The organism is Parviterribacter kavangonensis (genome assembly GCF_056863335.1).
The window spans coordinates 2,315,220-2,337,390 of sequence record NZ_JBXPJA010000001.1 but is presented as its reverse complement, the minus strand read 5'-3'; the positions used below and the strand labels follow the sequence as shown (position 1 = coordinate 2,337,390).

The window sequence follows — 22,171 nt, the reverse complement described above, 5'->3', positions numbered from 1 at the left end:
TCTCACCGCTTCGCCGGGCGACGCGGCGATCCATGCCTTGGCCTGCTTGAGCTCGGCCCGCGGGAAGACGCGCGCCTCGCCGGGGATGAGGCGACCTTCCCGGTGGCGTACCAGGCGCGCGCGGTGAGGGTGAACGGGCCGTCGCCGGGCAGAGCGGCGCGGCAGGCTTCGCGGGTGCGTTCCTGCTCGTCGTCCGGACGTGACGCCAGCCACGCGCCGGCCGGGCCGACGCCGTGGGTGAAGGGCTCCCAGAAGTCGTCGAAGCCGGTGTAGCCGACGCTCGCCTCGAGCTCGCCGTCGACGACGTCCCGCAGCCCCGCCCGGCGGAAGCGGTCGGCGATGTCGCCGGGGTCGACGCCGGCGCGGAGCTGCTCGCCCGCGACGCGCGGGTCGACGCTGCGCGCCGCCTGCCAGAACGTGCGGAGCATCGTCATCCCGCCGCGCGCGATGTCCCACATGCAGGCTGCGACGGTGCCGCCGGGCCGCGTCACGCGGGCCATCTCGCGCACGCCTTGGTCGGCGTCCTCCATGAACGCGATGACCAGGCAGGAGATCGTCGCGTCGAACGAGCCGTCGTCCCACGGCAGCGACTCCGCGAACCCCTCGCGGACGTCGGCGCCGGGAACGCGGTCGCGGCAGGCGGCCACGAAGTGCGGCGTGGGGTCGATCGCCGCGATGCTGTCGGCACCGGCCCGCCGCGCCAGCTCCTCCGTCAGCCCGCCCGGCCCGCAGCCGACGTCAAGCACGTCCTTCCCGCTCGCCACCCCGGCGGCGTCGGCGAGCAGCGGCGCGAGGCTCCGCGTGTACCGGCCCATGAAGCGGTCGTAGCGTTCCGCCGGCGCAGCGAAGTCCACGGCCGCGGACTCAACCGGCGCCCGGCGGAGGTGTCAAGCGGGCGGTCAGACGCGGGACGGCTTGGACGCCGTGGCGTCCATGACCCGGCGGGCCATGAGGTGGAGGGCTCCGAGCTGCTCCTCGGTCCACGTGCGGGGCTCGTGGCCGATGGCGCAGAGGGCACCGAAGGGCTGGCCGTCGGGCGTCGTGAGGGGGACGCCGGCGTAGGCGCGGATGCCGTCCTCGACCGTCGCCGGGTTGTCCTTGACGAGCGGGTGCTTGAAGGCGTCGTTGACGACGAACGGGGTGCCGGTGTTGATCGCGTGGCGGCTGACGAGCGGGCGATCGGGGTCTCGAGCGCGGCGCCGGGCCCGAGGCCGTGGTGGCTCGCGAAGACCTGCCGGGTGTCGTCCATCACCGTGACGAGCGCGACGGGGGCGCCGAGCATGCGGGCGGTCAGCTCGGTGAGCTCGTCGAGGCGGGCGTCGGCCGGAGCGTCGAGCAAGCCGGTCTCGGCGACCGCCGCCAGCCGGGCCGGGTCGGAGAGGCGGTCGCGGGCGGTCCGGGACTTGTCGGCGTAGAGGTCCTCGTCGGCGCGGCGCAGCAGCGCGGACGCGTCCTCGGCGTGGTCCCACACGGCGATGCCGACCCCGGCGCCGGCCGGGTGGGTGACCGCGTCGCGGAGACGCTGCGCGACCGCGGCCGCGGCGTCGACGGAGCAGTGGGGGAGGAGGACCGCGAACTCGTCGCCACCGATGCGCGCAAGCGTGTCGCTGTCGCGCAGGACGCTCGACCACTCGGCCGCGACGGCGCGCAGGACGCGGTCGCCCGCCTCGTGGCCGGCGCGGTCGTTGAGCAGCTTGAAGCCGTTGAGGTCCATCATCGCGACGGCGACCGCCTCGCCCGACCGCCGCGCTCGCGACAGCTCGCTGCGCAGCATCTCGTCCCAGGCACGGCGGTTCGCGACGCCGGTGAGCGGGTCGGTCAGCGACGCGTGCTGCAGCCGCTCGACGGTGTGGCGGCGCTGGAGGGCGATGGCGGCCTCGTCGGCGGCCTGCGCGAGCAGCGCGAGCTTGCGATCGTCGAGCGACGCGACTCGCGTCGTCCAGTGCGCGCACAGCACGCCGATGACCTCGCCCGCAGCGATGATCGGCTGCCAGGCTCCGGACCGGGCGCCGGTGGCGTCGCGCAGGCGGGCGCTGACGGCGTCGCTCGCCGCGAGATCCGACACGAAGAACGGACGGCGGGTGCGGACGGCCACCTCGGTGCCCGACGGCTCCGCCCCGAAGGCCATGCGCGCGCCGCGGACCGCGGGCATGCCCGACTCGCCCGTGATGACGGCGCCGTCGCCGGTGGGCGTCAGCTCGGCGAGCGAGACGAACGCCGCGCCGACCATCGAGCGGGTCTCCTCGACGATCGCCCGCCGCGGGTCGTCGTCGGCGGCGATGGCGTGGGAGAGGTCGCGGACTGCGCGGAGGTCGTCGAGCGCCCGGCGCTCGCGCTCCTGCGCGGCGCGCAGCTCGGTGACGTCGATGCCCGACCCGACCGAGGCGACCGGCGCGCCCGACCGCTTCGGCAGCGGAGCGCGCCGCCAGGCGATCCGGCGCGTGCTGCCGTCGGCGGCGACGACGTCGTACTCGACGGCCTGGTCGGCGAGCGAGCCGTCCCGCAGGAACGCGTCGAAGCTGCGACGCGCCTCCGCGCGCTCGTCCTCGCGCACCGCGAGCTCGAACCAGTCGCGGCCGACGACGGCGTCGCGGCGGCGCCCGAGCACCTCGCAGACGCGGCGGTTCGCGACCTCGATGCGCCCGTCGCGGTCGAGCACGACGATGAGCGCCTCGGCGGCCTCGAGGTACGTCTCGGCACGCCCGCGCTCGCGCATCTCGGCGCCGCGCAACGTCCGTCGAGCGAGCAGCGCGCCCTGCGCCAGCATCATGGCCGGCGACCACAAGCGCGCGCGGGGACGACGCGGGGACACGCTCGAGTGGTCGGCATCTCGGCTAACCGCTTGATGGTCTCTTCCCCGGGAACGCACTGGGAGCGCGTACCGTCCACGGCGCCATGTCCGATCTGCTCGACGCGTTGCTCGACAGCATCGGCGACGCGGTCTACGTCGTCGACGCCGGCGGCGCGGTGGTGTTCGCCAACCACGTCGCGCTCGACCTGCTCGGCTACGACGACGCGGAGCTGCTCGGCCGCCCGAGCCACGCGACGATCCACTACAAGCGCCCCGACGGATCCCCGTTCCCCGAGGACGAGTGCCCGCTGCTGCGGCCCCGCGCGACCGGCGAGGTGGTCCGCGTCGACGAGGACTGGTTCGTGCGGCGCGACGGCGGCATGGTGCCGGTCGCGTACTCGTCGGCGCCGGTGTCGACGCCGACCGGCCGCGGGGCGGTCGTGGTCTTCCGCGACATGCGCGCGCGGCTGGAGCTCGAGGAGCTGCACGCACGCGAGGCGCGCGAGGAGGAGATCCGCGCGTCGCGCGCGCGGATCGTGGCGGCGACCGATGCCGAGCGGCGCAGGCTCGGCCGCGACTTGCACGACGGCGCCCAGCAGCGGCTGACGAACGTCGTCGTGAGCCTGCAGCTCGCCGCGGGCGCGGATGGCGAGGAGCGGGAGCGGCTGCTGGCCGACGCGTTGGCCGAGACGCAGCGGGCGATCCGCGACCTGCGCGAGTTCGCCGCCGGGCTGCACCCGACGCTCCTCTCGTCGCGCGGGCTCGCGGCGGCGGTGACGAGCCTCACGGCGCGCGCCCCGCTGCCGGTCACGATCGCGATCCCCGAGATGCGGCTGCCCGTCGAGGTCGAGGCGACCGCGTACTTCGTGATCGCCGAGGCGCTGGCGAACGTCGCCAAGCACGCGCAGGCGACCTCGGCGACGGTGACCGTGGACGTCAAGGAGGACGCCATCGTGGTGGAGGTCGCCGACGACGGGCGCGGCGGCGCCACGCAGGGCAGCGGCACTGGCCTCCTCGGGCTGTCGGACCGCGTGGCCGCGCTCGACGGGACGTTGACGGTCGACAGCCCGCCGGGCGGCGGCACGCGCGTCCGGGCGACGCTCAGGCCGCCCCGAGCAGCTTGAGCACCGCCATCACGCGGCGGTGCTCGTTGGGCTCATGGCCGACGCCGAGCTTGCTGAAGATGCCCGTCACGTGCTTCTCGACCGCCGCCAGCGTGACGACCAGCTCGTCGGCGATCCCCTGGTTCGACTTGCCCTCGGCCATGAGCGCGAGCACCTCCCGCTCGCGCGGCGTCAGGAGGTCGAGCGGGTCGTCCTTGCGCCGCCGGCCGACCATGAGCGCGACGACCTCGGGATCCAGCGCCGACCCGCCGCGGGCGACGCGCCGGATCGCGTCCGCCAGCGCGGCGACGTCACCCACGCGGTCCTTGAGCAGGTAGCCGACGTGGCGCGAGTCGTCGCCGATCAGCTCCAGCGCGTAGCGCTCCTCGAGGAACTGCGAGAGCACGATGACGCCGACGTCGGGGTGCCGCGCGCGGATCTCGATCGCCGCGCGCAGCCCGTCGTCCTCGTTGCCCGGCGGCATCTGCACGTCGACGAGCGCGACGTCGGGGTGGTGGGCGCCGACCTTGCGCAGGAGGTCGACGGCGTCGCCGGCCTGCGCGACGACCTCGAAGCCCGCGTCGCCGAGCAGCCGGGCGAGGCCTTGGCGCAGCAGCGCCTGGTCCTCGGCGATGAGCACGCGCAGACCGCCCACGGCGCCGAACCGTACCCGCGAGAGGTAGGGCGCGCCCTACCTCCAAGCCCCTCGGCGCGCGCCACCATGGTGGGCATGACGCGCACCGCCCCGGCGAGCGCCGAGCTCAGCCGCCCCACCCTCGCCCTCTTCCGCTGGATCCTGCCCGCCGTCGTCTGCCTCGGCGGCCTGATCGCGTTCGCGCTGAACCCGTCGGTCCTCGCCGCCGAGGGCGCGGCGGGTGTGGTCGGCGCCGGGCTGTCGTGGATGCTGCTCGGCTGGTTCTTCCGCGTGGGCGCGCAGGGCGACGAGGAGCGCCACGTCGAGGACGCCGCCCGCGACTACCTCGACGAGCACGGCGAGTGGCCGACCGACGAGCAGTACGAGATCTACGCGCGCCACGGCCGCTGGACCGCCGAGCCGGTCTGATGGAGGCGCTCCTCATCCCGGCGGCCGTCGCCGGCCTGGCGGTCCTGACGGCGGTGATCGTCTTCGTGCTGCGGTTCCTCGCGCGGTGGCTGCTCGAGGACGAGCGCTGACGCCTAGGCGAGCACGCCGGCCGGCACCGACGCGCGCAGCGGCGCGAACCAGCGCGAGGCGAGCGCATCGGCCGGGCGCCCCTCGATCAGCGCGCGGGCGTCGCCGACGGTGTTCAGCAGCCGCAGCGACGGCGCGATCTGCAGATCCGCGGCGTTCGGCTGCTCGCCGCCGAGGACGCCCTCGGCGATCCAGCCGTCGATCCGGTCCAAGTGGCCGGGGAGCGCGGCGAGGTCCGCGGTCGCGGCCTCGGCAGTTGAGTCGTTGAGCCCGCGCTCGATCCGCGTGATGAGCGGCGCCGCGGCCTTGACGACCGGCCGCGGCAGCTTCGGCGACTTCTGGCCGTCCTGGAAGTCGTACATCGCGTCGGGGTGCCGCGTGAACGCCATCCACAGGATGCGCCGGACGAGCGGCTGGAGCACCTCGTCGCCCCACCGCTCGGCCTCCTCGATGCGCGCGTCGCCGTAGAGCGGCGGGTCGGGCACCCGCCGCTCGAGCTCGCGCAGGATCTTCGTCGACCCCTGGATCTTCGTCCCGTCCTCGAGCTTGATGCCCGGGACGGTGCGCCCGCCGAACAGCGGGCGCATGACGAGCGCGTGGCTCGGCGGCGGGATCTCGACCCGCTTGAAGGGGATGCCCTTCAGCTCAAGGGCCTTGGCGACGGTGTCGCAGGGATGGGAGCCGTGGACGACGTAGAGCTTCGCGGTCATCCCGGCATCGTCACACGGCGACGCGCACGGCGGCGCGCATGCGGTCCCGCAGCGACGGCGTGAGCGCCGCGGCGCGCTCCGCGCGGACCCGCGCGGCGACGCTCGCTCGCAGGTACCCGCGCAGCGGGTGATGCTCGAGGCGGGCCGGCTCCGTGGTCGGGCGGAGGAGGTGATGGGCGGGGTGGTACATGGTCGGCTCCAAGAGGTCGGTGATGACCTCGCGAAGCCAACCGCCGGGCGGTAGCGCTGCGGTAGACGCCCGGTAACAGCCGGCGGTAGGGTCGCCGCGAGGCCTATGGAGCTGCGCGTCCTCGGTCCGCTCGAGGTGCTTGCCGACGGGCGTGAGGTTCCGCTCGGCGGTCCGCAGCAGCGGGCGCTGCTTGCCCGCCTGCTCGTCGACCGGGGCCGCACGGTCCCCGCGGACCGGCTCGTCGACGACCTCTGGGGCGAGGACGTCCCGGCGAGCGCCGCGAAGATGGTGCAGGTCCGCGTCAGCCAGCTGCGCAAGGTGCTGCCGGCGGGCGTCCTGCGAACCTCCGCGCCCGGCTACGTCCTCGACGTCGAGGCGGGCGCAGTCGACGTCGTGCGCTTCGAGCGGCTGCGCGACGCCGGTCGGGCGGCGGTGCGCGCGGGCGATCCGGCAGCGGGAGCCGAACGCTTCACCGAGGCCCTCGAGCTGTGGCGCGGCCCGGCGCTCGCGGGGATCGGCGAGCCGTTCGCCCGCGCCGAGGCGGCGCGGCTCGAGGAAGCGCGCCTGGTCTGCGTCGAAGATCGCGTCGACGCCGCGCTCGCGTGCGGGCGCCATGCGGACGTCATCGGCGAGCTGGAGGCGCTTGTCGCGGCGCATCCCGAGCGGTCTCGGCTGTGCGCCCAGCTCATGATCGCGCTGTACCGGACCGGTCGGCATGGGGACGCGCTGGCGGCCTTCCGCGCGAACCGCGACCGGCTCGACGAGGAGCTCGGTCTCGCGCCTCCGGCCGATCTGCGCGAGCTCGAGCAGCGGATCCTCGTGCAGGACCCGGCGCTCGGCGCAGCTCCCGCCGCGCCGCCCGCCGAGCCCGCAGAGCCGGCGGCGGGCGGCGTCTTCGTCGGGCGGGAGCGAGAGCTGGCGCGGGTCGACGCCGCGCTGGCCGGCGTGGCGGCCGGCCGTGGCCACGTGCTCGCGCTCGGCGGCGAGCCGGGGATCGGCAAGACCCGCTTGGCCGTGGAGGCGCAGGCCGCGGCCCGGCGACGCGGAGCGCGGGTGGTCTGGGGCCGCTGCCACGAGCGCGAAGGAGCGCCGCCGTACTGGCCGTGGGCGCAGGCGCTGCGCGCGCTCGCGGCAGGCGAGCGGGCTGCCGTCCTCGCGCAGGAGCTGGGCGACGGCGCCGGCGACGTCGCGGCGCTCGTGCCCGCGTTCGCTCACGCCGGTGCGCCGGGCGAGCGTGGCGATCCGCATCAGGCGCGGTTCCGCCTCTTCGACGCCGTCGTCGCGCTGCTGGCGGCGGACGCGGCGCACGATCCGGTGGTCGTCGTCCTCGACGACGTGCAGTGGGCCGACGCCGACTCGCTCCTGCTGCTTGAGTTCGTCGCCCGCGAGGTCATGGACGCGCGCGTGCTGCTCCTCGTGGCGTACCGCGATGCCGAGGTCTCGCGCGGGCACCCGCTGACGCGCACCCTCGCGGAGCTGCGCCGATGCCCGGGGTTCGAGCAGATCGGCCTCGGCGGCCTGTCCGAGGAGGCCACCGCGGCGTTCATCGCGCGCGCTGGCGAGCCCGGCGCCGACGAGCGCCACGCCCGGGCGGTGCACGCGCGCACGCACGGCAACCCGCTCTTCATCGGCGAGGTCGTGCGGCTGCTCGGGGAGGACCCGCAGCTGACGCGCATCCCCGACGGCGTCCGCGAGGTCATCGGCCGCCGGCTGGAGCGCCTATCGCCGCGGGTCACCGAGCTCCTCGAGCCGGCGGCGGTGCTGGGACGGCGCTGGGACGTGCCCGAGCTCGTCGCGCTCGGCGGCGGCGACGATCCGGCCGCCGTGCTCGAAGCGCTGGAGGAAGCCGTCGAGGCGGGGGTCGTGACGGCGGCCGGCGACGATGGGAAGCACGACTTCGCGCACGCGCTGTTCGCCGAGGCGATCGTCGCCGGGCTCCCCGCCTCGCGCCGCGCGGCGCTGCACCTGCGGATCGCCCGGGCGCTCGAGGCGCGCGGAGACGCGATCGAGCGCGCCGCGGAGCTCGCGCACCACTACGCCGGGGCTCGCGCGCTGACGGGCACCGCGCCGCTCGTGCGCTGGTCGCGCGTCGCCGGTGAGCACGCCCTCGCCGCCCACGCGCACGAGGACGCCGCCGCGATCTTCGCCCGGGCCCTCGACGCGCGGCGCGGTGAGCCGCTCGACGACGCCGCCGCGGATCTGCACTTCGGGCTCGGCCGGGCGCAGCTCGCGATCCGCGAGCTGCGCGATCTCGGCGAGGCGTTCGGCAACCTCACCTGCGCGTTCGACCACTACGCCGCCGCGGGCGACGTCGACCGGGCGCTCGCCGTCGCGACCCATCCGCTCCCGCCGCACCTCCTCTACGAGCCGGCCGGCGTCGCCGATCTGATGCAGCGGGCGCTCGCCCTCGCACGTCCCGGATCGGTCGAGGCAGGGCAGCTCCTCGCGTTCCTCGGGTGGCTGCGCGGCATCGACGAGGGCGATCGCGCCGGCGCGCGGAGCGCGTTCGACGGAGCGCTCGAGATCGCCAGGCGGCGTGCCGACGCGACGCTGGAGACCAAGGCGCTGCTCAACGCGCAGTACGTCGAGATGTTCCATCTGCGCTGGGAGGACTGCCTCGCCGCCGGCCGGCGCGCGGCCGAGTTGTCCGTCCGCACCGGCGATGCACGGAGCGAGATGGCGGCGCGCGGATGGATGAGCCGGGCGCTCTGCGTCCTGGGCCGGCCGAACGACGCCGTCGCCCAGGCCGCGGTGACGCTCGAGACGGCCGACCGGCTCCGTGACCGCTACTGGAAGGCGACGAGCCGCCTGCACAACGCGGTGCCCGCCGCGCTGACGGGCGACTGGGAGACGGCATGCCGGCACACGGACCTCGCGTTCGCCGCCCGGCCGCAGGACGCGCGCACGATCGGAGTCCGCGCGTACGTCGAGCACCAGCGCGGCGACCTCGACGCGGGCCGCGCGATGCTCGAGCGCCTCCAGGCGCTGGTCGAGAGCGTCCCGCCGCCGGGGCCGGGCGCGGACTACCCGCTCGCCGCCGCGTTCCTGCCGCTGTGCGATCGCGTCGCGGGAACGGCGGAGCACCACGCCGCCGCGCGGGTCATCGCCGAGAAGCTGCTCGCCCTCGAGCGCCGCACGCCGTACCTGACGACGTGTGCGCAGATCGGGCTCGGGCTCATCGCCGCCGCCGAGGGTGACGCGGTCGAGGCGGGGCGGCTGCGCGAGGAGCTCCTGCGCAACCGGTCGCCGATGTTCCTGCTGCCGCCGCTCAGCGCCGACCGGCTCCTCGGCATCCTTGCCGCGGCGGCCGGCCTGCACGACGCGGCGGTCGGCCACCTCGAGGCGGCGGTCGCCTGGTGCTCGCGGGTGGGCTACCTGCCCGAGGCGAGGTGGGCGGCGAGCGATCTCGCCGCCGTTACTCCGCGCCTGCGCCCGCGAGCTCCGGCTGCTCGCCCGCGTCCGGCTCGTCCGTGTCGCTGAGCTCCGCCCGCTTGGTCGGGTCGCGGTCGCTGCCGCGGATGACCTCGTCGCCGGGAGCGATGTCGCGGATCCGGCCCGACTTCATGCCGAAGTACTCGGCCTGTGGGTGGTGCGCGACGATCGCGACGGTCGACTGCTCCGGCTCGACGGCGTAGCCGCCCGAGAGCCGCATGCCGATCCGGCCGAGGTCGAGCAGCCGCCAGAGCTTCTCGTGCTCGGACTGCTCGGGCACCGCGGGGTAGCCCCACGAGTACCGGCGGCCCTGCGTGGCGGGGATGCCGAGCTGCTCGCGGATGACCGAGTGCAGCCACTCCGCCATGCCCTCGGCGGTCTGCGTGCCGAGGCCGTGGACGAAGAGCTGCTCGGCGAACTCGCCGTCGCGCTCGAGCTGCGCCATCAGCTGCGTCACCTCGTCGCCGGCCGTGACGGCCTGGAACGCGACGACGTCCAGCTCGCCGCTGTCCTTCGGCCGGAAGAAGTCGGCCAGGCAGATGCGGTCGTGCTTCGGCTGGCGCGGCGCGACGAAGCGCTCGAGCACCGTCTCGCGGTCCTGCGGATCGAGGACGACGATCTCGTTGCCCTCCGAGTAGCACGGGAAGTAGCCGACGCGCGCCTTCGGATGCAGCCACGTCTGCTCGCGCCACATGCGCTCGAGCCGCGGCTGGAAGTCGTCGCGCAGAAGCTTGCGCCACGCCTCGCCCTTCACGCCGCGCCCGCCCCAGTGGAGCTTGAAGAGCACGTGCGTGTCGAGGTGCGGGTAGACGTCGTCGAGGTCGACGTCGACGTCGCGCACGCCCCAGAACGGCGGCTCCGGGATCTCCACGTCGGTGCGCGCGGCCGAGCGGACGGTGTCGTCGTCGGTCGGCAGCGCCTCGGGCTCGGGGCCCTTCTCGCGCAGCTTGAACGCGGCCTCGCGCGTCTTGGCGACGAGCGCCTCGCGCGCGGGACCCTCGACGATCTGGTCCATCTTGTTCAGCCCGTCGAAGGCGTCCTTGCAGTAGAAGACGCCCGGCGCGTAGACGTCGTCGGACTCGCGCCCGTGCGGGAACAGCGCCCGCAGGCCGAACGCGTTGTTGATGGCCGCGCCGCCGATCAGCACGGGGTAGCCCAAGTCGCGCTGGTGCAGCTCCTGGATGCAGGCGGGCATCTGCTTGGAGGTCGAGACGAGCAGCGCGCTGAGGCCGATCGCCGTCGCCTTGTGCTCCTCGGCCGCCTCGATGATCGTCGAGATCGGCACCTGCTTGCCGAGGTCGACGACGGTGTAGCCGTTGTTCGTGAGGATCGTGTTGACGAGCGACTTGCCGATGTCGTGCACGTCGCCGAAGACGGTCGCCAGGACGACGGTGCCCTTCGTGTAGTCGGCGGTGCGCTCGAGGTAGTTCTCGAGCTGCGCGACCGCGCGCTTCATGACCTCGGCGGACTGCAGGACGAAGGGGAGGATGAGCTCGCCGGCGCCGAACTTGTCGCCGACCTCCTTCATGGCCGGAAGCAGGACGTCGTTGAGCGTCGGGACCGCGCCGATCTTCTCGACGGACCGGTCGATCTGCGCCTCCACGCCGTCCTTCTTGCGGCGCAGGATGTGCCAGTGCAGCGCCTCCTCGGGCTCCATGCCCGCGGTGGGATCGGCCTTCTCGGCCTCCTCGTCCGCGCCCTGGCCCTCGAAGTGCTGGATGAACTTCTGGAGCGCGTCCTCGCTGCGGTTGTAGACGAGCGCGTCGGCGAGTTCGCGCTCCTCGGCCTCGATCTCGCCGTAGGGCGTGATGTGGTTCGGGTTGACCATCGCCAGGTCGAGGCCGGCCTCGACGCAGTGGTGCAGGAAGACCGAGTTCAGGACGGCGCGGGCGCGCGGCGAGACGCCGAACGAGACGTTTGAGACGCCGAGCGACGTCTTGACGCCGGGGATCTCCTCCTTGACGCGGCGGATGCCCTCGATCGTCTCGATCGCCGACGGCTTCCACTCGTCGTCGCCGGTGGTCAGCGTGAACGTCAGCACGTCGAAGATGAGCGCCTCGCGCTCGAGGCCGTGCTTCTCGGCGAGCTCGGTGATGCGCTGCGCGATCTCGACCTTGCGGTCGGCGGTCTTCGCCATGCCGACCTCGTCGATGGTCAGCGCGATGAGCGCGGCGCCGTGCTCGACGGCGAGCGGGATGACGACGTTCGCCTTGTCCTCGCCGGCCTCGAGGTTGATCGAGTTGACGATCGCGCGGCCGGGGATCTGCTCGAGCGCGAGCTTGATGACGTCCGGCTCCGTCGAGTCGACCTGGATCGGCGCGGGCTGCGTCAGCGAGACCTTCTCGACGACGCGCCGCATCTGCTCGTCCTCGTCGGTGCGCTCGGTCAGCGCAACGCAGACGTCGAGCACGTGCGCGCCGCCCTCGACCTGGTCCTCGGCGACCTGCACGAGGCCGTCGTAGTCGTCGGCGAGCAGCAGCTCCTTCGCCTTGCGCGAGCCCTGCGAGTTGACGCGCTCGCCGACCAGCGTCGGGCGCGGGTCCTGCACGAGCGGCGTGCTCGTGATCATCGAGCTGACATGGAGCTCCCGGCGCTCCGGACGCGGCGGCGCGGTCTTGCCCTTGACGCGCTCGGCGATGGCGCGGATGTGGTCGGGCGTCGTGCCGCAGCAGCCGCCGACGATGCCGACGCCGTAGCGCTCGACGAACTCGCCGAGGGCGTTCGCCAGCGGCTCGGGCTGCTCCGGGAAGATCGTCTCGCCATCCGGGCCCTGGATCGGGAGGCCGGCGTTCGGGATGCAGTGGACGGGGAGCGGGCTGGTCTCGCCGAGGAAGCGGATCGCGTCGCGCATGTCCTCGGGGCCGGTCGAGCAGTTGAGGCCGAGCACGTCGGCGCCGAGCGCGTCGATCGTCGTGAGCACCGCGCCGATGTCGGTGCCGAGCAGCATCTTGCCGCCGTTCGGCAGGAGGCTGACGGAGATCTGGATCGGGACCTTGCGCCCGGTCTCCTTGAACGCGTCGCGCGCGCCGAAGATCGCGGCCTTGACCTCGAGGATGTCCTGCGCCGTCTCGATGATCACCAGGTCGACGCCGCCCTTGAGCAGGCCGGTCGCCTGCTCGGCGAAGGTCTCGCGCAGCGTGCCGAACGAGATGTTCCCCAGCGTGGGGTCGTCGCTGGCGGGCAGGAAGCCGGTCGGCCCGATCGAGCCGGCGACGAAGCGGTCCTCGCCGACGGCCTTGCGCGCGATCCGCGCGGCCGTCTCGTTGATCTCGGCCGTCTGGTCGGCGAGCCCCCACTCCTCGAGCTTCAGCCGGCTCGCCTGGAAGGTGTTCGTCTCGACGACCTCGGCGCCGGCCTCGACCATCGACTCGTGGACGCCCTGGATGACGTCGGGGCGATTGAGGTTCAGCACCTCGTGGGCACGACCGGGGAGGCGGTAGTCGCGCTCGAGGTCGAGGTCGAAGGCCTCCAGCGTCGCGCCCATCCCGCCGTCGAAGACGACGACGTGGTCGCGCACGGCGGCGAGGAAATCACGAGCCATGGGCTCAGGCTAGCAACCTTGACACAACCCTGTCAGGGTTGGTCCCGTGCGCGCCTACTCGTAGGAGAGCGCGCTCACGGGGTCGAGCTTCGCCGCCCGCCGGGCCGGCAGGATCGCCGCCAGCGCGCCGAAGAGGATCGAGGCGATGACGGTGACCACGGCGATCGTGACCGGGAAGGCGAACGCCATGCCGGGCATCGTCACCGCCGCCTGACCGATCCAGACCCACGCGATGAAGCAGCCGATCGCGAGCCCGGACAGCGCCCCCGCCGAGGTGACGAGGATGCTCTCGTCGACCATCGTCCAGCGCACGAGCCACCGGGTCGACCCGAGCGCGCGCAGGACGCCGATCTCCCGCGTCCGCTCCATGACCGACATCGCGAGCGTGTTCACCACGCCGAGCAGCGAGACGATGATCGCGATGCCGACGATCGCGTTGAACAGGCCGAACTGCATCTCGATCTGGTCCTCGATCGGCTTGCGCATCTCGGCCGCCGACGCCGTCTCAAGCGCCGGGTAGCCGCGGTCGAGGATCGCGTCGATCCTGCGCTGGAGCACTGGAGCCTCGGCCTCGCTGCGCGCCTTGACGGCGACCTGGGCGTCCTGCGTCACCCCGTAGACGTCGCGCATCGTCGCGAGCGACATCTGGATGACCTGGCCGCCGAACTCGGTGGTGGACTCGATGATCGCGGCGATGCGCGCGTCGCGGGTGCCGTTCGGCCCGACCAGCGGCAGCGTGTCGCCGACGTCCAACCTCGCGGTCTCGGCGTAGTTGCGGCCGATGAGCACCTGGCCGGCGGCGACGCGCTCCAGCGCCTGCTCGCGCGACGCGCCGCTCACCGGCGACCGGTCGACCGCGCCGAACACGGCGGGATCGATGCCCTCGGCGAGCCCCTGCACCTCGGCCGCCCCGTTGCCCCTCGGCAGCTCGAAGAGGAGCGCCCGGACCGGCGTGACGACGCCGGCCTCCGGCAGCCTCGCGACTTCGTCGCTCACTGCGCGTGGCACGGTCTGGATCCCGCCCTCGTACAGGGTCGAGTCGGTGGGGCGGATGGTGGTGTCGCGCGCGAGCGACGCGGTCATCTGGTCGCGCAGCCCGTCGACGAAGCTCTGCGAGAACGAGCTGTTGACCACGATCACCGACAGCCCGATCGTGAGCGCGGCGGCGGTGGCGGCGGTCCGCACCGGGTTGGAGCGCGACGCGTCGGCGGCGAGCCGGCCGGCGGTCGGGAAGAGGCGGCGCATCGGCGCGGAGAGCACGCGGACGAGCGGGGTGACGGTCCACGGCGCGGTCACGACCATGCCGGCGAACATCGCCATCGTGATGACGATCCCGAGCAGGCTGTAGAGGCCGCCGCGGTTCGAGACGTCGCCGAACCAGAAGCTGCCGCCCAGCAGCGCGCCGGGGAGGAAGAGCGCCAGCCCGGCCACGAGCCGCCGCAGCGGCGGCCGGCGGCGCTGCTCGCCCTGGCCGAGGACGGCGCGGATCGGCGACAGCCGGGACGCCCGGATCGCCGGGTAGGCCGCTCCCGCGGTGGTCGCCAGCAGGCCGGCGACGACCGCGACGACCGGCGCCATGGCGCTGAACTGCAGCGAGCCCACGGGCATGCCCATGCCCTTCACCGCTTCGAGCAGCAGCAGCGCGAGGCCGGCGCCGAGCGCGAGGCCGAGGACGCTGCCCACGACGCCGAGCGCGAGCGCCTCGACGAGCACCGTGCGCACGATCGTCCCGCGGTTCGCGCCGAGCGTCCGCAGCGTGCCGATCTCGCGCATGCGCTGCGTGACCGTCATGTGGAACGCGTTGAGGATGAGGAAGACCCCGACGAACAGCGCGATGCCGGAGAAGAAGTAGAGGACGACGTTGAGCTGCCCGAGCTGCTTCTCGACGTCGTCGAGGACGCCGCTCGGCGTCTTGACCTCGATGCCCCTGCCGAGCGCGTGCTCGAGGTCGCTCTTCATCGCGCTGACCTGCGAGCGGTCCTCGGCCGCGACGCTCACCTGCATCCAGCCGCGCGGCAGGTCCATGATCTGCCGCGCCCGGTCGAGCGGCATCGCCGACAGCGCCTGCTGGCCGAACGACGCGCCGCCCTCCAGCTCGAAGATGCCGACGACGCGCAGCGTGTGGTCGCCGGTGGCGGTCGCCACGGTCAGCGGCTGGCCGGCGCGGACGCCGGCGTCCTCCGCCCACGTCCGGTCGACCATGATCTCGTCGCCCGACCCGAACTTGCGCCCGGCGACCATGCGGAAGTCGTATGGCTGGTAGCCGTCCGGCTCGTAGCCGGCGACCATCATCTTGCCCTTCATGCCTTCGACCGGCTTGCCGTCGCGGCCGAGCCGGACGAACTGCGCGCCGACCATGCCGGCGGCGGCGCGCACGCCGTCGGTGCCCTCGACGCGGGCGAGCGTGTCCTGCGGCATCGTGCCGCCCGCGGCGCCGTTGACGACCACGTCGGTCTCGCCCCAGGCGGAGTCGATGAGGTCGCTGAACGTGCTGTGGATCGTCCCGACGAGCAGCAGCACGCCGCACACCATCCCGACGCCGAGGACGATGCCGAACGTCGTCAGCAGCGCCCGCAGCCGGCGGGTGCCCAGCTGGCGCAGGGCCAGGCCGTCGAGCGACCGGATCATGCCGTCATCAGCTCCGTCGCTGCCTCGTCGGGGGTGAGCGACGCGAGCCGCTCCGCGATGCGGCGGACCGAACCGCCCGGCTCCTCCGCCACGAGCAGCCCGTCCTGGACGTAGACGACGCGATCGGCGACCGCGGCGGCGGCGGGGTCGTGGGTGACCATCACGATCGTGCGGTGCTCGTCGTCGGCGAGGCTGCGCAGCAGCGCCAGCACCTCGCGGCCGGCGCGCGTGTCGAGGTTCCCCGTCGGCTCGTCGGCGAGCAGGATCTCGGGGGAGAGCAGGAGGGCGCGCGCGATGGAGACGCGCTGCTGCTCGCCGCCGGACAGCTCGGCCGGCGTGTGGCCCGAGCGGCCGCCGAGCCCCACGCGCGCGAGGAGCCCCTCGGCGCGCCGGACCAGCTCGGGCGAGCGCTTGTGCGCGATGAGCGCGGGCAGGAGGACGTTCTCCAGCGCCGTCAGCGACGGCAGCAGGTTGAAGAACTGGAAGACGAAGCCGAGCCGGTCGCGGCGCACGCGCGTGAGGCCCTTCTCGTCGAGGTCGTCGTAGCGCTCGCCGGCCACGGTGACGGTGCCGCCCGTCGGCGTCTCAAGCGCGCCGAGGATGTGCAGCAGAGTGGACTTGCCGGACCCGGACGGGCCCATGATCGCGACGAACTCGCCGGGCTCGACGGTGAGCGACACGCCGCCGAGTGCGACGACCTGCGTGCCTCCCTCGCCGTAGACCTTGCGGACGCCGGTTGCCTGGATCGCAGCGGTGCTCATGCACCGACTGTCCTCCCGGAGCCGCCCGGCGGCGTCCGTGGTCTGCCGCAGCTCAGCTTCCCACGAGCACGGACCCGGTGACGTAGGCGGCGTACAGGGCGCAGAGCCCGATCCCCTCGGCGCGGCCGAGCCGCCCGCGGGCGAGCAGCAGCAGCGCCAGCGCGGTGGTGCAGAGCAGCGCGGGCAGGTGCCAGTCGCGGACCGCGTCGGAGATCGGGAGCGGCCGGACGAGCGCGACGACGCCGAGCGAGCCGGTGCACAGGAAGACGAGCGTCCCGAGCGCGTTGCCGACGCTCAGCTCCGGGAAGCCGCGGTGCGCGGGCAGCATCTCGAGCACGAGCTCCTCGAACGAGACGGCCGCGGCGACGATGAGCAGGCCGAACGCGGTCTCCGAGACGCTCAGCTCGTTCACGACGCGCTCGGTGCCGAAGACGAGCAGCTCGGCGCCGACCACGAGGCCCGCGAGCGTCACGAGCAGGCGCGGCGCGAGGTGGCGCGGCGCCCCACGGTCTCCGGCGGCCGCCTCCGGGCCTTCCTCGGCTGTCCCCGCGAGGTCTCCGGCCCCGCCGCCCTCTCTCCGCGAGCGCCAGATCGTCCAGACGAGCGGCGGGAAGACGACGACGAGGATCGCGCCGTCGACGCGCGACAGCTCGCCGTCGAGGCACAGCACGGCCGGCAGGACGGCGGCGTACGCGGCGACCAGCAGGACCGGCGTCGGCGGCCGGACCGCGAAGGGCGCGACGACGGCGGCGAGCCCGAGCCCGAGCGTCATCAGCAGGATCGCCGCCCCGATCGACGTCCCCAGCGCGGTGCCGGGGAGGTCGTCGAGCGTCGCCGCGACGCCCGCCGCCGTCGACTCGACGTCGAACCCGAGCACGAGCGCCGCCAGCACGACCCCCGACATCCCGGCCGCACCGGCCCACCCGCGCAGCGCCCCGACCAGCCCCTCGACCGACTCGACGAGCAGCCACGCGCCGCCGCCGAACGCGACCAGACCGACGATCAGGGACACCCCTGCATCACACACCAGGGGGATCCCCGGTGTACGTCCGCCCGCGCGCGCCTACCGTCGCCGCCATGCTCCGAAAGCGACTCCCGCGGCGACCCTCCGCCGCACTGATCCTCGCCGCCATCGCGCTGTTCGTCGCGCTCGGCGGCACCTCCATGGCCGGCTCCGCCGTGCGGCTCGTCACCGGCAGCACGGTCAAGGACAGCTCCCTCACCGGGCGCGACCTCAAGGACGGCAGCGTCCAGGCGCGCGACCTCGCTCCCGCCGTGCTGACCGGCGTCCGCAGCAGCTCCGACTCCTCCAACGGCCCGGGGCCGGCGGGCCCGCAGGGTCCGGCCGGCAAGGACGGCGCCACCGGGCCGGCGGGCCCGCAGGGTCCCGCGGGCAAGGACGGAGCGACCGGCGTCGCGGGCAAGGACGGCGCCACCGGCCCGGCCGGCCCGGCCGGCAAGGACGGCGATGACGGCGCCGCCGGCCCGGCCGGTCCCGCCGGTCCGCAGGGGCCCGCCGGCAAGGACGGCAAGGACGGCGCGGCCGGTCCCGCGGGCCCCACCGGTCCGCAGGGCGAGCGCGGCCCCTCGAACGTACGGTTCACGCGGTTCGGCACGCAGTTCCAGCCGGGCGGCGTGACGGAGGTCGAGGTCGGCTCGCTCAGCCTTCCCGCCGGCAAGTACCTGGTCCAGGCGTCGGCGACCGTCGCCGTGCTGAACACCCCGTGGACGAACACGGTCTCGATCACCGAGTGCACGCTCAAGGGCTTCGGCCAGACGTACACGGCGAACGGGACGACGCTCAACTACGCCGACCACTCCATGCAGATCGCCGGCGAGCTCGCCGCGCCGGGCACCGTGAAGGTCTACTGCTGGGGCACCGAGCGCCAGTGGGCGGTCTACGCGGGCGCCATCTCGGCGACGCAGGTGGCCAGCGTCAACTAGACCTCTCGCTCGTGGCCCGGCGAGCGAGCAGACGAGGTGGGCGGCGCCGCGAGGCGCCGCCCACCGTCGTTGAGGTGCGGACGGTGCACGCGCTCGCGCGCGTGGAACCGGACCCGCGACGACCGGGCGGGCGGCTGCTGACGCTCGACGACCACGAGACGTCGTACGTCGACCTCGACGATCCCTCGCACCTCGAGTGGGCCTACGTCCGGCGGATCGGGGACGTCATCGACCTGTTCCGCCCGCAGGGGACGGCGATCGACGCCGTGCACCTCGGTGGCGGGGCCTGCACGCTCGCGCGGTACGTGCTCGCGACGCGGCCGCGGTCGACCAACGAGGTCCACGAGCTCGACCCCGGCGTGCTGGATCTCGCCCGGATGCACCTCGGGCTGCGGACGTCGCCGCGGCTGCGGGTGCGGATCGGGCGCGCGGAGGAGCTGCTGCCGCGCCGGCCGGACGCGACCGTCGACCTCGTCGTCGGCGACGCCTTCGAAGGCCAGGACATCCCGGCCGGCCTGACCACGCCGGCGTTCGCCGCCGAGCTGCACCGCGTGCTCCGGCCCGCCGGCGTCTTCGTCCTCAACGTCGTCGACGACCGCGGCTTGCCGATCGCCCGGGAGCACGCGGTGACGCTGCACGAGCGGTTCCCGCACGTCCTGGCGATCGCGCCGCGCAGCATCGTCCGCCGCCGGGCGGGCGGGAACGTCGTGCTCGTCGCGGGGAAGCTGCCGCTGCCGGCCGCGGCGCTGACCGAGCGGACGGCCGCATCGCTCGATCGCGAGGAGGTCATCGCGCTGTGAGCGGAACGCCTCGGGTACTTGGCGCGAAAAGACTGGGGTGGACGTCAGTCACCGATCGGCCGATGGTTGGGTCCGACTCGCCGTCCCACCCGGAAGGACTCCAGGTTGCCCGTTTCCCGTCGCCTCGTCGCGCTGCTCGCAGCGCTCGTCGCCCTGCTCGCGGCCGGCCCCGCCGCAGCGAACACGCAGACCACCACGGACCCCGACGACGGCGTCCCCGAGTCCTTCGCCGGCAAGGCCCTGGACGTGCGGGCGGTCGAGATCTCGCAGGGCGGCGGCGACACGTGGGTCGACGTGACGATCGAGCACGACGCCAACCGCTCCGAGCAGGACGCGATCTGGGTCGCGTTCGACACGAACTTCAACGGCGTCGCCGACTACGTCGCGCGGCTGCGCGGCTTCAGCGACGGCGACCCGTCCTCGATCCTGACGCTCCACCCGACGGCCAACGCGACCGCCACGTGCCAGGAGATCGCCGACTTCACGCATGACGCGACGTGGACGGCGCCCGGCCCGGACGGCGGCGGCATGCAGAAGCTCGAGCTGCACTTCCCGACGGCGTGGATCGGCGGCGCGGCGAGCTACCGCTGGGCGATCTACGCCCAGAACGACTCGCTGACACGGTCCTCGTTCGACGTCGTGCCGGACGCGGCGAACCCGTCTCCGAGCCGCCCGAACCCGGCGCCGCAGAACCTCGACGGCTGCGACGACGACGGCGACGGGACGTACGGCAACGGCAGCGACCGGACCACGAGCGGGAGCCACCCGGCGGTGCCGCTCGCGATGGCGAAGGGCGTCGCGTACCCGGCCGAGCCGGCCACGGGCGGCACCGGCGGCGAGAAGCCCGCCGACCCGCAGCCGCAGCCCCAGCCGCAGCCCGGGCCGTCCTACAGCCCGCTGCTGCCGGCCGGGCTGGCCGAGGCGATCGCCGCCGCGCTCGCCGCCGAGAAGACGGCGACGCTGAAGAACTGGGTCCTCAGCTGCACGAAGGAGAAGAGCGACGGGACGTGCTCGAGCTCCTCGCGGTTCGACCGCAGCGACAACGACGCCGGCGACGTCGAGCACTTCTTCGAGAAGCGGATCATCCCGGTCAAGCTCGTCGTGCGGCCGGTCAAGCTCGCCGAGATCGCGTCCAAGCGCGGCAAGGCGGCCGCGGCGTTCATGGAGGACAAGGGCGAGGGGATGGACCTCGTCTACCAGCAGCCCGCGCCGGGGACGACGATCAAGTCGTCGATCCTCAAGCCGCAGCGGGTCGTCATCGAGTACTGGGACCCCGAGGAAGCCGCGGCCATCGAGCTGAAGAAGCGCAAGGGCTGCCGGTACGACGAGGGCTACAAGCGCAAGCGCGTGCAGGACGACCGCCTGCGCGACCACTTCCACGGCACGCCGCCGGACATCGCGCAGGAGATGCTGATCGAGGCCGACTGCCCCTTCCGCGTCGAGGTGAAGAAGGCCGCCGGCACCGACCGCGCGCAGGTCGTCGATGCGCACTGGGACGGCAAGGTCGTGGTGCTCGAGGTCCACCGGCCGGTGGGCACCGACCTCGTCCTGACCGTGCGCGAGGACCCGGCGAAGGTCAAGGACGCCAACGACCCGGGCATCGGCGAGGACGGCGCGATGCCGAAGGGCCAGTACGCGTACCTCACGGTTCAGGTGACGGAGCGGGCGACGGGCCGGCTCGTCGCGGGCGCGGACGTGTTCTGGAACGGCCAGCGCAAGCGCACCGACGGCAACGGCGAGGCGACCTTCCGCAGCAAGGCGCCGGACGACGGCCGGTTCCTGCTCTACGCCTCGTATGGCAAGGACCTCACGGTCGAGGGCTTCCGCGAGCTGCGCGTCGTGTCGCGTGCGAAGAAGGCGTTCCGCACGCTCAGCGGGCGGCTGATCACGTGGTCGGCGTCGAAGAAGGACTACACCGGGACGGCCGCCGATCTGGCCCGTGCGCGGAAGCTCGGCGTCGTGCCGGCGCTGATGGGGTCGGGCCTGACGGGGCCGGCGATCGGCATCCCGACGGTGCAGCAGTCCGCGGTCATCGGGTTCGTCGGCACCACCCCGGTGACGGGGCAGCACAACACGGTGAAGGTCGACAACCGCAACGTGCTGGTCGCCGCGGCGCCGGGGCTGATCCTGCTCGCGGGCGGCGAGGTCGGCCAGATCTCGACGGCGACGACTCCGTACGGCCAGGCGGGCAACTACCTCGGCGCGGTCGTCGGTCCGCTCGCGTTGGCGATCCAGCACAAGTCCGGCACCGTCGCACAGCTCCTGAAGCCCGACGCGCAGGCGAAGATCGCCTCGACCGCGTTGCAGCTGAAGAGCGACGGCGTCGTCCTCTCGCTGGCGTCGCTCATCTCCGACAAGGGGCTCGGCGTCATCGCAACGGGCGGCGGGAACGTCATCTCCACGGGCGGCGGGAACGTCATCTCGACCGGCGGCGGCAACGTCATCTCGACCGGCGGCGGCAACTTCGGGCCGCAGTCGCTCGGAAGTCTGATCGGGCCGGCTGGCGGCAACCTCGCGCTCCACGAGGGGCGGATGACGGTGGAGAACGGCTCGTCGATCCTCTCGCGCGACGGCGCCGGCGTCATCGCCACCGGCGGCGGGAACGTCATCTCGACCGGCGGCGGGAACATGTCGGTCTACGGCGGCGCTCCGCTCATCGGCCAGGCGGGCGGCAACTGAGACCGGTCTGACACTGACGCCGTCCTCCCGATCGGGGAGGGTCGCGCCATGACGATCTCCAAGATGCTCATCGTGGTGCTCGCGGCCGGGGCGCTCGGCGCCGCCGGCTGCGGGGACGACAGCACCGACAAGCTCAAGCAGCAGGGCGAGGAGCTGCGCCAGCAGGGCGAGGACCTCCAGAAAAAGGCCGAGCAGGCCCGAGAGGACGTGGCCTCCGGCAAGAAGAGCGCCGAGGACGCGGCCAAGGAGCTGCAGGACGACGCGAACGAGATCACGGAGAAGGCGAAGACCACCGCGTCCGACGCCCTCGACGAGGTAAAGGACAACGCCGACATCCCCGACGATGCCAAGGAGCAGATCGAGGAGGCCCAGAAGCAGCTCGAGGACGTCGACACCTCGACGCCGTAGGGCCGCTCTGGCA

Annotated in this window: 16 protein-coding genes and 1 pseudogene; 7 read left to right on the top strand and 10 right to left on the bottom strand. The window is 73.7% G+C overall.

Features of this window, described 5'->3' with window-relative positions; genetic code table 11:
- Window positions 1–2: 2 nt before the first annotated feature.
- From AC1UE4_RS11915 to AC1UE4_RS11905, 3 genes and pseudogenes are all read right to left on the bottom strand, one after another.
- Window positions 3–815, bottom strand: a complete 813-nt coding sequence (locus AC1UE4_RS11915) for a class I SAM-dependent methyltransferase (RefSeq protein ID WP_482917443.1) — start codon at window positions 813–815, stop codon at window positions 3–5.
- Between the two features lie 84 nt (window positions 816–899).
- Complete coding sequence (locus tag AC1UE4_RS11910; RefSeq protein ID WP_482918236.1) at window positions 900–1,469, bottom strand: GAF domain-containing protein; 570 nt, start codon at window positions 1,467–1,469, stop codon at window positions 900–902.
- Window positions 1,409–2,716: pseudogene (locus AC1UE4_RS11905) on the bottom strand (sensor domain-containing diguanylate cyclase); the annotation flags it as partial. The gene AC1UE4_RS11910 and the pseudogene AC1UE4_RS11905, both read right to left, overlap by 61 nt.
- 179 nt (window positions 2,717–2,895) lie before the next feature.
- Here AC1UE4_RS11905 and AC1UE4_RS11900 point away from each other — a divergent pair.
- Window positions 2,896–3,915, top strand: coding sequence for a PAS domain-containing sensor histidine kinase (locus tag AC1UE4_RS11900; RefSeq protein ID WP_482917442.1), 1,020 nt, complete (start codon window positions 2,896–2,898; stop codon window positions 3,913–3,915).
- Here the strand turns inward: AC1UE4_RS11900 and AC1UE4_RS11895 are convergent.
- Window positions 3,893–4,549: a response regulator transcription factor gene (locus AC1UE4_RS11895; RefSeq protein ID WP_482917441.1), complete on the bottom strand. Its 657-nt coding sequence runs from the start codon at window positions 4,547–4,549 to the stop codon at window positions 3,893–3,895. The genes AC1UE4_RS11900 and AC1UE4_RS11895 overlap by 23 nt on opposite strands.
- 75 nt (window positions 4,550–4,624) lie before the next feature.
- On the opposite strand from AC1UE4_RS11895, the gene AC1UE4_RS11890 reads away from it, so the two are divergent.
- A complete protein-coding gene (locus AC1UE4_RS11890) occupies window positions 4,625–4,957 on the top strand; it encodes a hypothetical protein (RefSeq protein WP_482917440.1) in 333 nt (110 codons plus the stop codon).
- A 113-nt stretch (window positions 4,958–5,070) separates the two neighbouring features.
- Here the strand turns inward: AC1UE4_RS11890 and AC1UE4_RS11885 are convergent, their stop codons facing one another.
- Both AC1UE4_RS11885 and AC1UE4_RS11880 read right to left on the bottom strand, forming a co-directional pair.
- Window positions 5,071–5,775: a glutathione S-transferase family protein gene (locus tag AC1UE4_RS11885; RefSeq protein ID WP_482917439.1), complete on the bottom strand. Its 705-nt coding sequence runs from the start codon at window positions 5,773–5,775 to the stop codon at window positions 5,071–5,073.
- A 10-nt stretch (window positions 5,776–5,785) separates the two neighbouring features.
- On the bottom strand, window positions 5,786–5,977 hold the full coding sequence (locus AC1UE4_RS11880) for a hypothetical protein (RefSeq protein WP_482917438.1): 192 nt from the start codon (window positions 5,975–5,977) through the stop codon (window positions 5,786–5,788).
- 93 nt (window positions 5,978–6,070) lie between these two features.
- Here AC1UE4_RS11880 and AC1UE4_RS11875 point away from each other — a divergent pair, with 93 nt between their 5' ends.
- Window positions 6,071–9,445, top strand: coding sequence for an ATP-binding protein (locus tag AC1UE4_RS11875; RefSeq protein ID WP_482917437.1), 3,375 nt, complete (start codon window positions 6,071–6,073; stop codon window positions 9,443–9,445).
- Here the strand turns inward: AC1UE4_RS11875 and AC1UE4_RS11870 are convergent.
- From AC1UE4_RS11870 to AC1UE4_RS11855, 4 genes are read right to left on the bottom strand one after another with little or no spacing between them, the layout of a single operon-like run.
- Window positions 9,381–12,938 carry a methionine synthase gene (locus tag AC1UE4_RS11870; RefSeq protein WP_482917436.1) on the bottom strand — a complete coding sequence of 1,186 codons (3,558 nt, stop codon included), beginning with the start codon at window positions 12,936–12,938 and terminating at the stop codon, window positions 9,381–9,383. The genes AC1UE4_RS11875 and AC1UE4_RS11870 overlap by 65 nt on opposite strands.
- A 54-nt stretch (window positions 12,939–12,992) precedes the next feature.
- Window positions 12,993–15,566 carry an ABC transporter permease gene (locus tag AC1UE4_RS11865; protein WP_482917435.1) on the bottom strand — a complete coding sequence of 858 codons (2,574 nt, stop codon included), beginning with the start codon at window positions 15,564–15,566 and terminating at the stop codon, window positions 12,993–12,995.
- The gene (locus AC1UE4_RS11860) at window positions 15,563–16,327 is read right to left on the bottom strand and encodes an ABC transporter ATP-binding protein (RefSeq protein WP_482917434.1); all 765 of its coding nucleotides are present in this window, start codon (window positions 16,325–16,327) and stop codon (window positions 15,563–15,565) included. The genes AC1UE4_RS11865 and AC1UE4_RS11860 overlap by 4 nt, the downstream gene beginning before the upstream one ends.
- A gap of 52 nt (window positions 16,328–16,379) precedes the next feature.
- A complete protein-coding gene (locus tag AC1UE4_RS11855; protein ID WP_482917433.1) occupies window positions 16,380–17,339 on the bottom strand; it encodes a sodium:calcium antiporter in 960 nt (319 codons plus the stop codon).
- Window positions 17,340–17,404: 65 nt separating this feature from the next.
- Between AC1UE4_RS11855 and AC1UE4_RS11850 the strand changes: the two genes are divergently transcribed.
- The 4 genes from AC1UE4_RS11850 to AC1UE4_RS11835 all read left to right on the top strand — a co-directional run bounded on the left by AC1UE4_RS11850 (window position 17,405) and on the right by AC1UE4_RS11835 (window position 22,158).
- Window positions 17,405–18,271: a collagen-like domain-containing protein gene (locus AC1UE4_RS11850; protein WP_482917432.1), complete on the top strand. Its 867-nt coding sequence runs from the start codon at window positions 17,405–17,407 to the stop codon at window positions 18,269–18,271.
- 74 nt (window positions 18,272–18,345) lie between these two features.
- Window positions 18,346–19,071 carry a spermidine synthase gene (locus tag AC1UE4_RS11845; RefSeq protein ID WP_482917431.1) on the top strand — a complete coding sequence of 242 codons (726 nt, stop codon included), beginning with the start codon at window positions 18,346–18,348 and terminating at the stop codon, window positions 19,069–19,071.
- A gap of 105 nt (window positions 19,072–19,176) precedes the next feature.
- Window positions 19,177–21,750: a hypothetical protein gene (locus tag AC1UE4_RS11840; protein ID WP_482917430.1), complete on the top strand. Its 2,574-nt coding sequence runs from the start codon at window positions 19,177–19,179 to the stop codon at window positions 21,748–21,750.
- Window positions 21,751–21,798: 48 nt separating this feature from the next.
- Window positions 21,799–22,158: a hypothetical protein gene (locus tag AC1UE4_RS11835; RefSeq protein ID WP_482917429.1), complete on the top strand. Its 360-nt coding sequence runs from the start codon at window positions 21,799–21,801 to the stop codon at window positions 22,156–22,158.
- Window positions 22,159–22,171 lie beyond the last annotated feature (13 nt).

Excerpts from the sequence above, each read along its gene's own strand:
- AC1UE4_RS11915 (WP_482917443.1), bottom strand. The coding sequence starts at position 815 with ATGGGCCGGTACACGCGGAGCCTCGCGCCGCTGCTCGCCGACGCCGCC.
- AC1UE4_RS11900 (WP_482917442.1), top strand. The coding sequence starts at position 2,896 with ATGTCCGATCTGCTCGACGCGTTGCTCGACAGCATCGGCGACGCGGTC.
- AC1UE4_RS11890 (WP_482917440.1), top strand. The coding sequence starts at position 4,625 with ATGACGCGCACCGCCCCGGCGAGCGCCGAGCTCAGCCGCCCCACCCTC.
- AC1UE4_RS11885 (WP_482917439.1), bottom strand. The coding sequence starts at position 5,775 with ATGACCGCGAAGCTCTACGTCGTCCACGGCTCCCATCCCTGCGACACC.
- AC1UE4_RS11875 (WP_482917437.1), top strand. The coding sequence starts at position 6,071 with ATGGAGCTGCGCGTCCTCGGTCCGCTCGAGGTGCTTGCCGACGGGCGT.
- AC1UE4_RS11870 (WP_482917436.1), bottom strand. The coding sequence starts at position 12,938 with ATGGCTCGTGATTTCCTCGCCGCCGTGCGCGACCACGTCGTCGTCTTC.
- AC1UE4_RS11865 (WP_482917435.1), bottom strand. The coding sequence starts at position 15,566 with ATGATCCGGTCGCTCGACGGCCTGGCCCTGCGCCAGCTGGGCACCCGC.
- AC1UE4_RS11860 (WP_482917434.1), bottom strand. The coding sequence starts at position 16,327 with ATGAGCACCGCTGCGATCCAGGCAACCGGCGTCCGCAAGGTCTACGGC.
- AC1UE4_RS11850 (WP_482917432.1), top strand. The coding sequence starts at position 17,405 with ATGCTCCGAAAGCGACTCCCGCGGCGACCCTCCGCCGCACTGATCCTC.
- AC1UE4_RS11835 (WP_482917429.1), top strand. The coding sequence starts at position 21,799 with ATGACGATCTCCAAGATGCTCATCGTGGTGCTCGCGGCCGGGGCGCTC.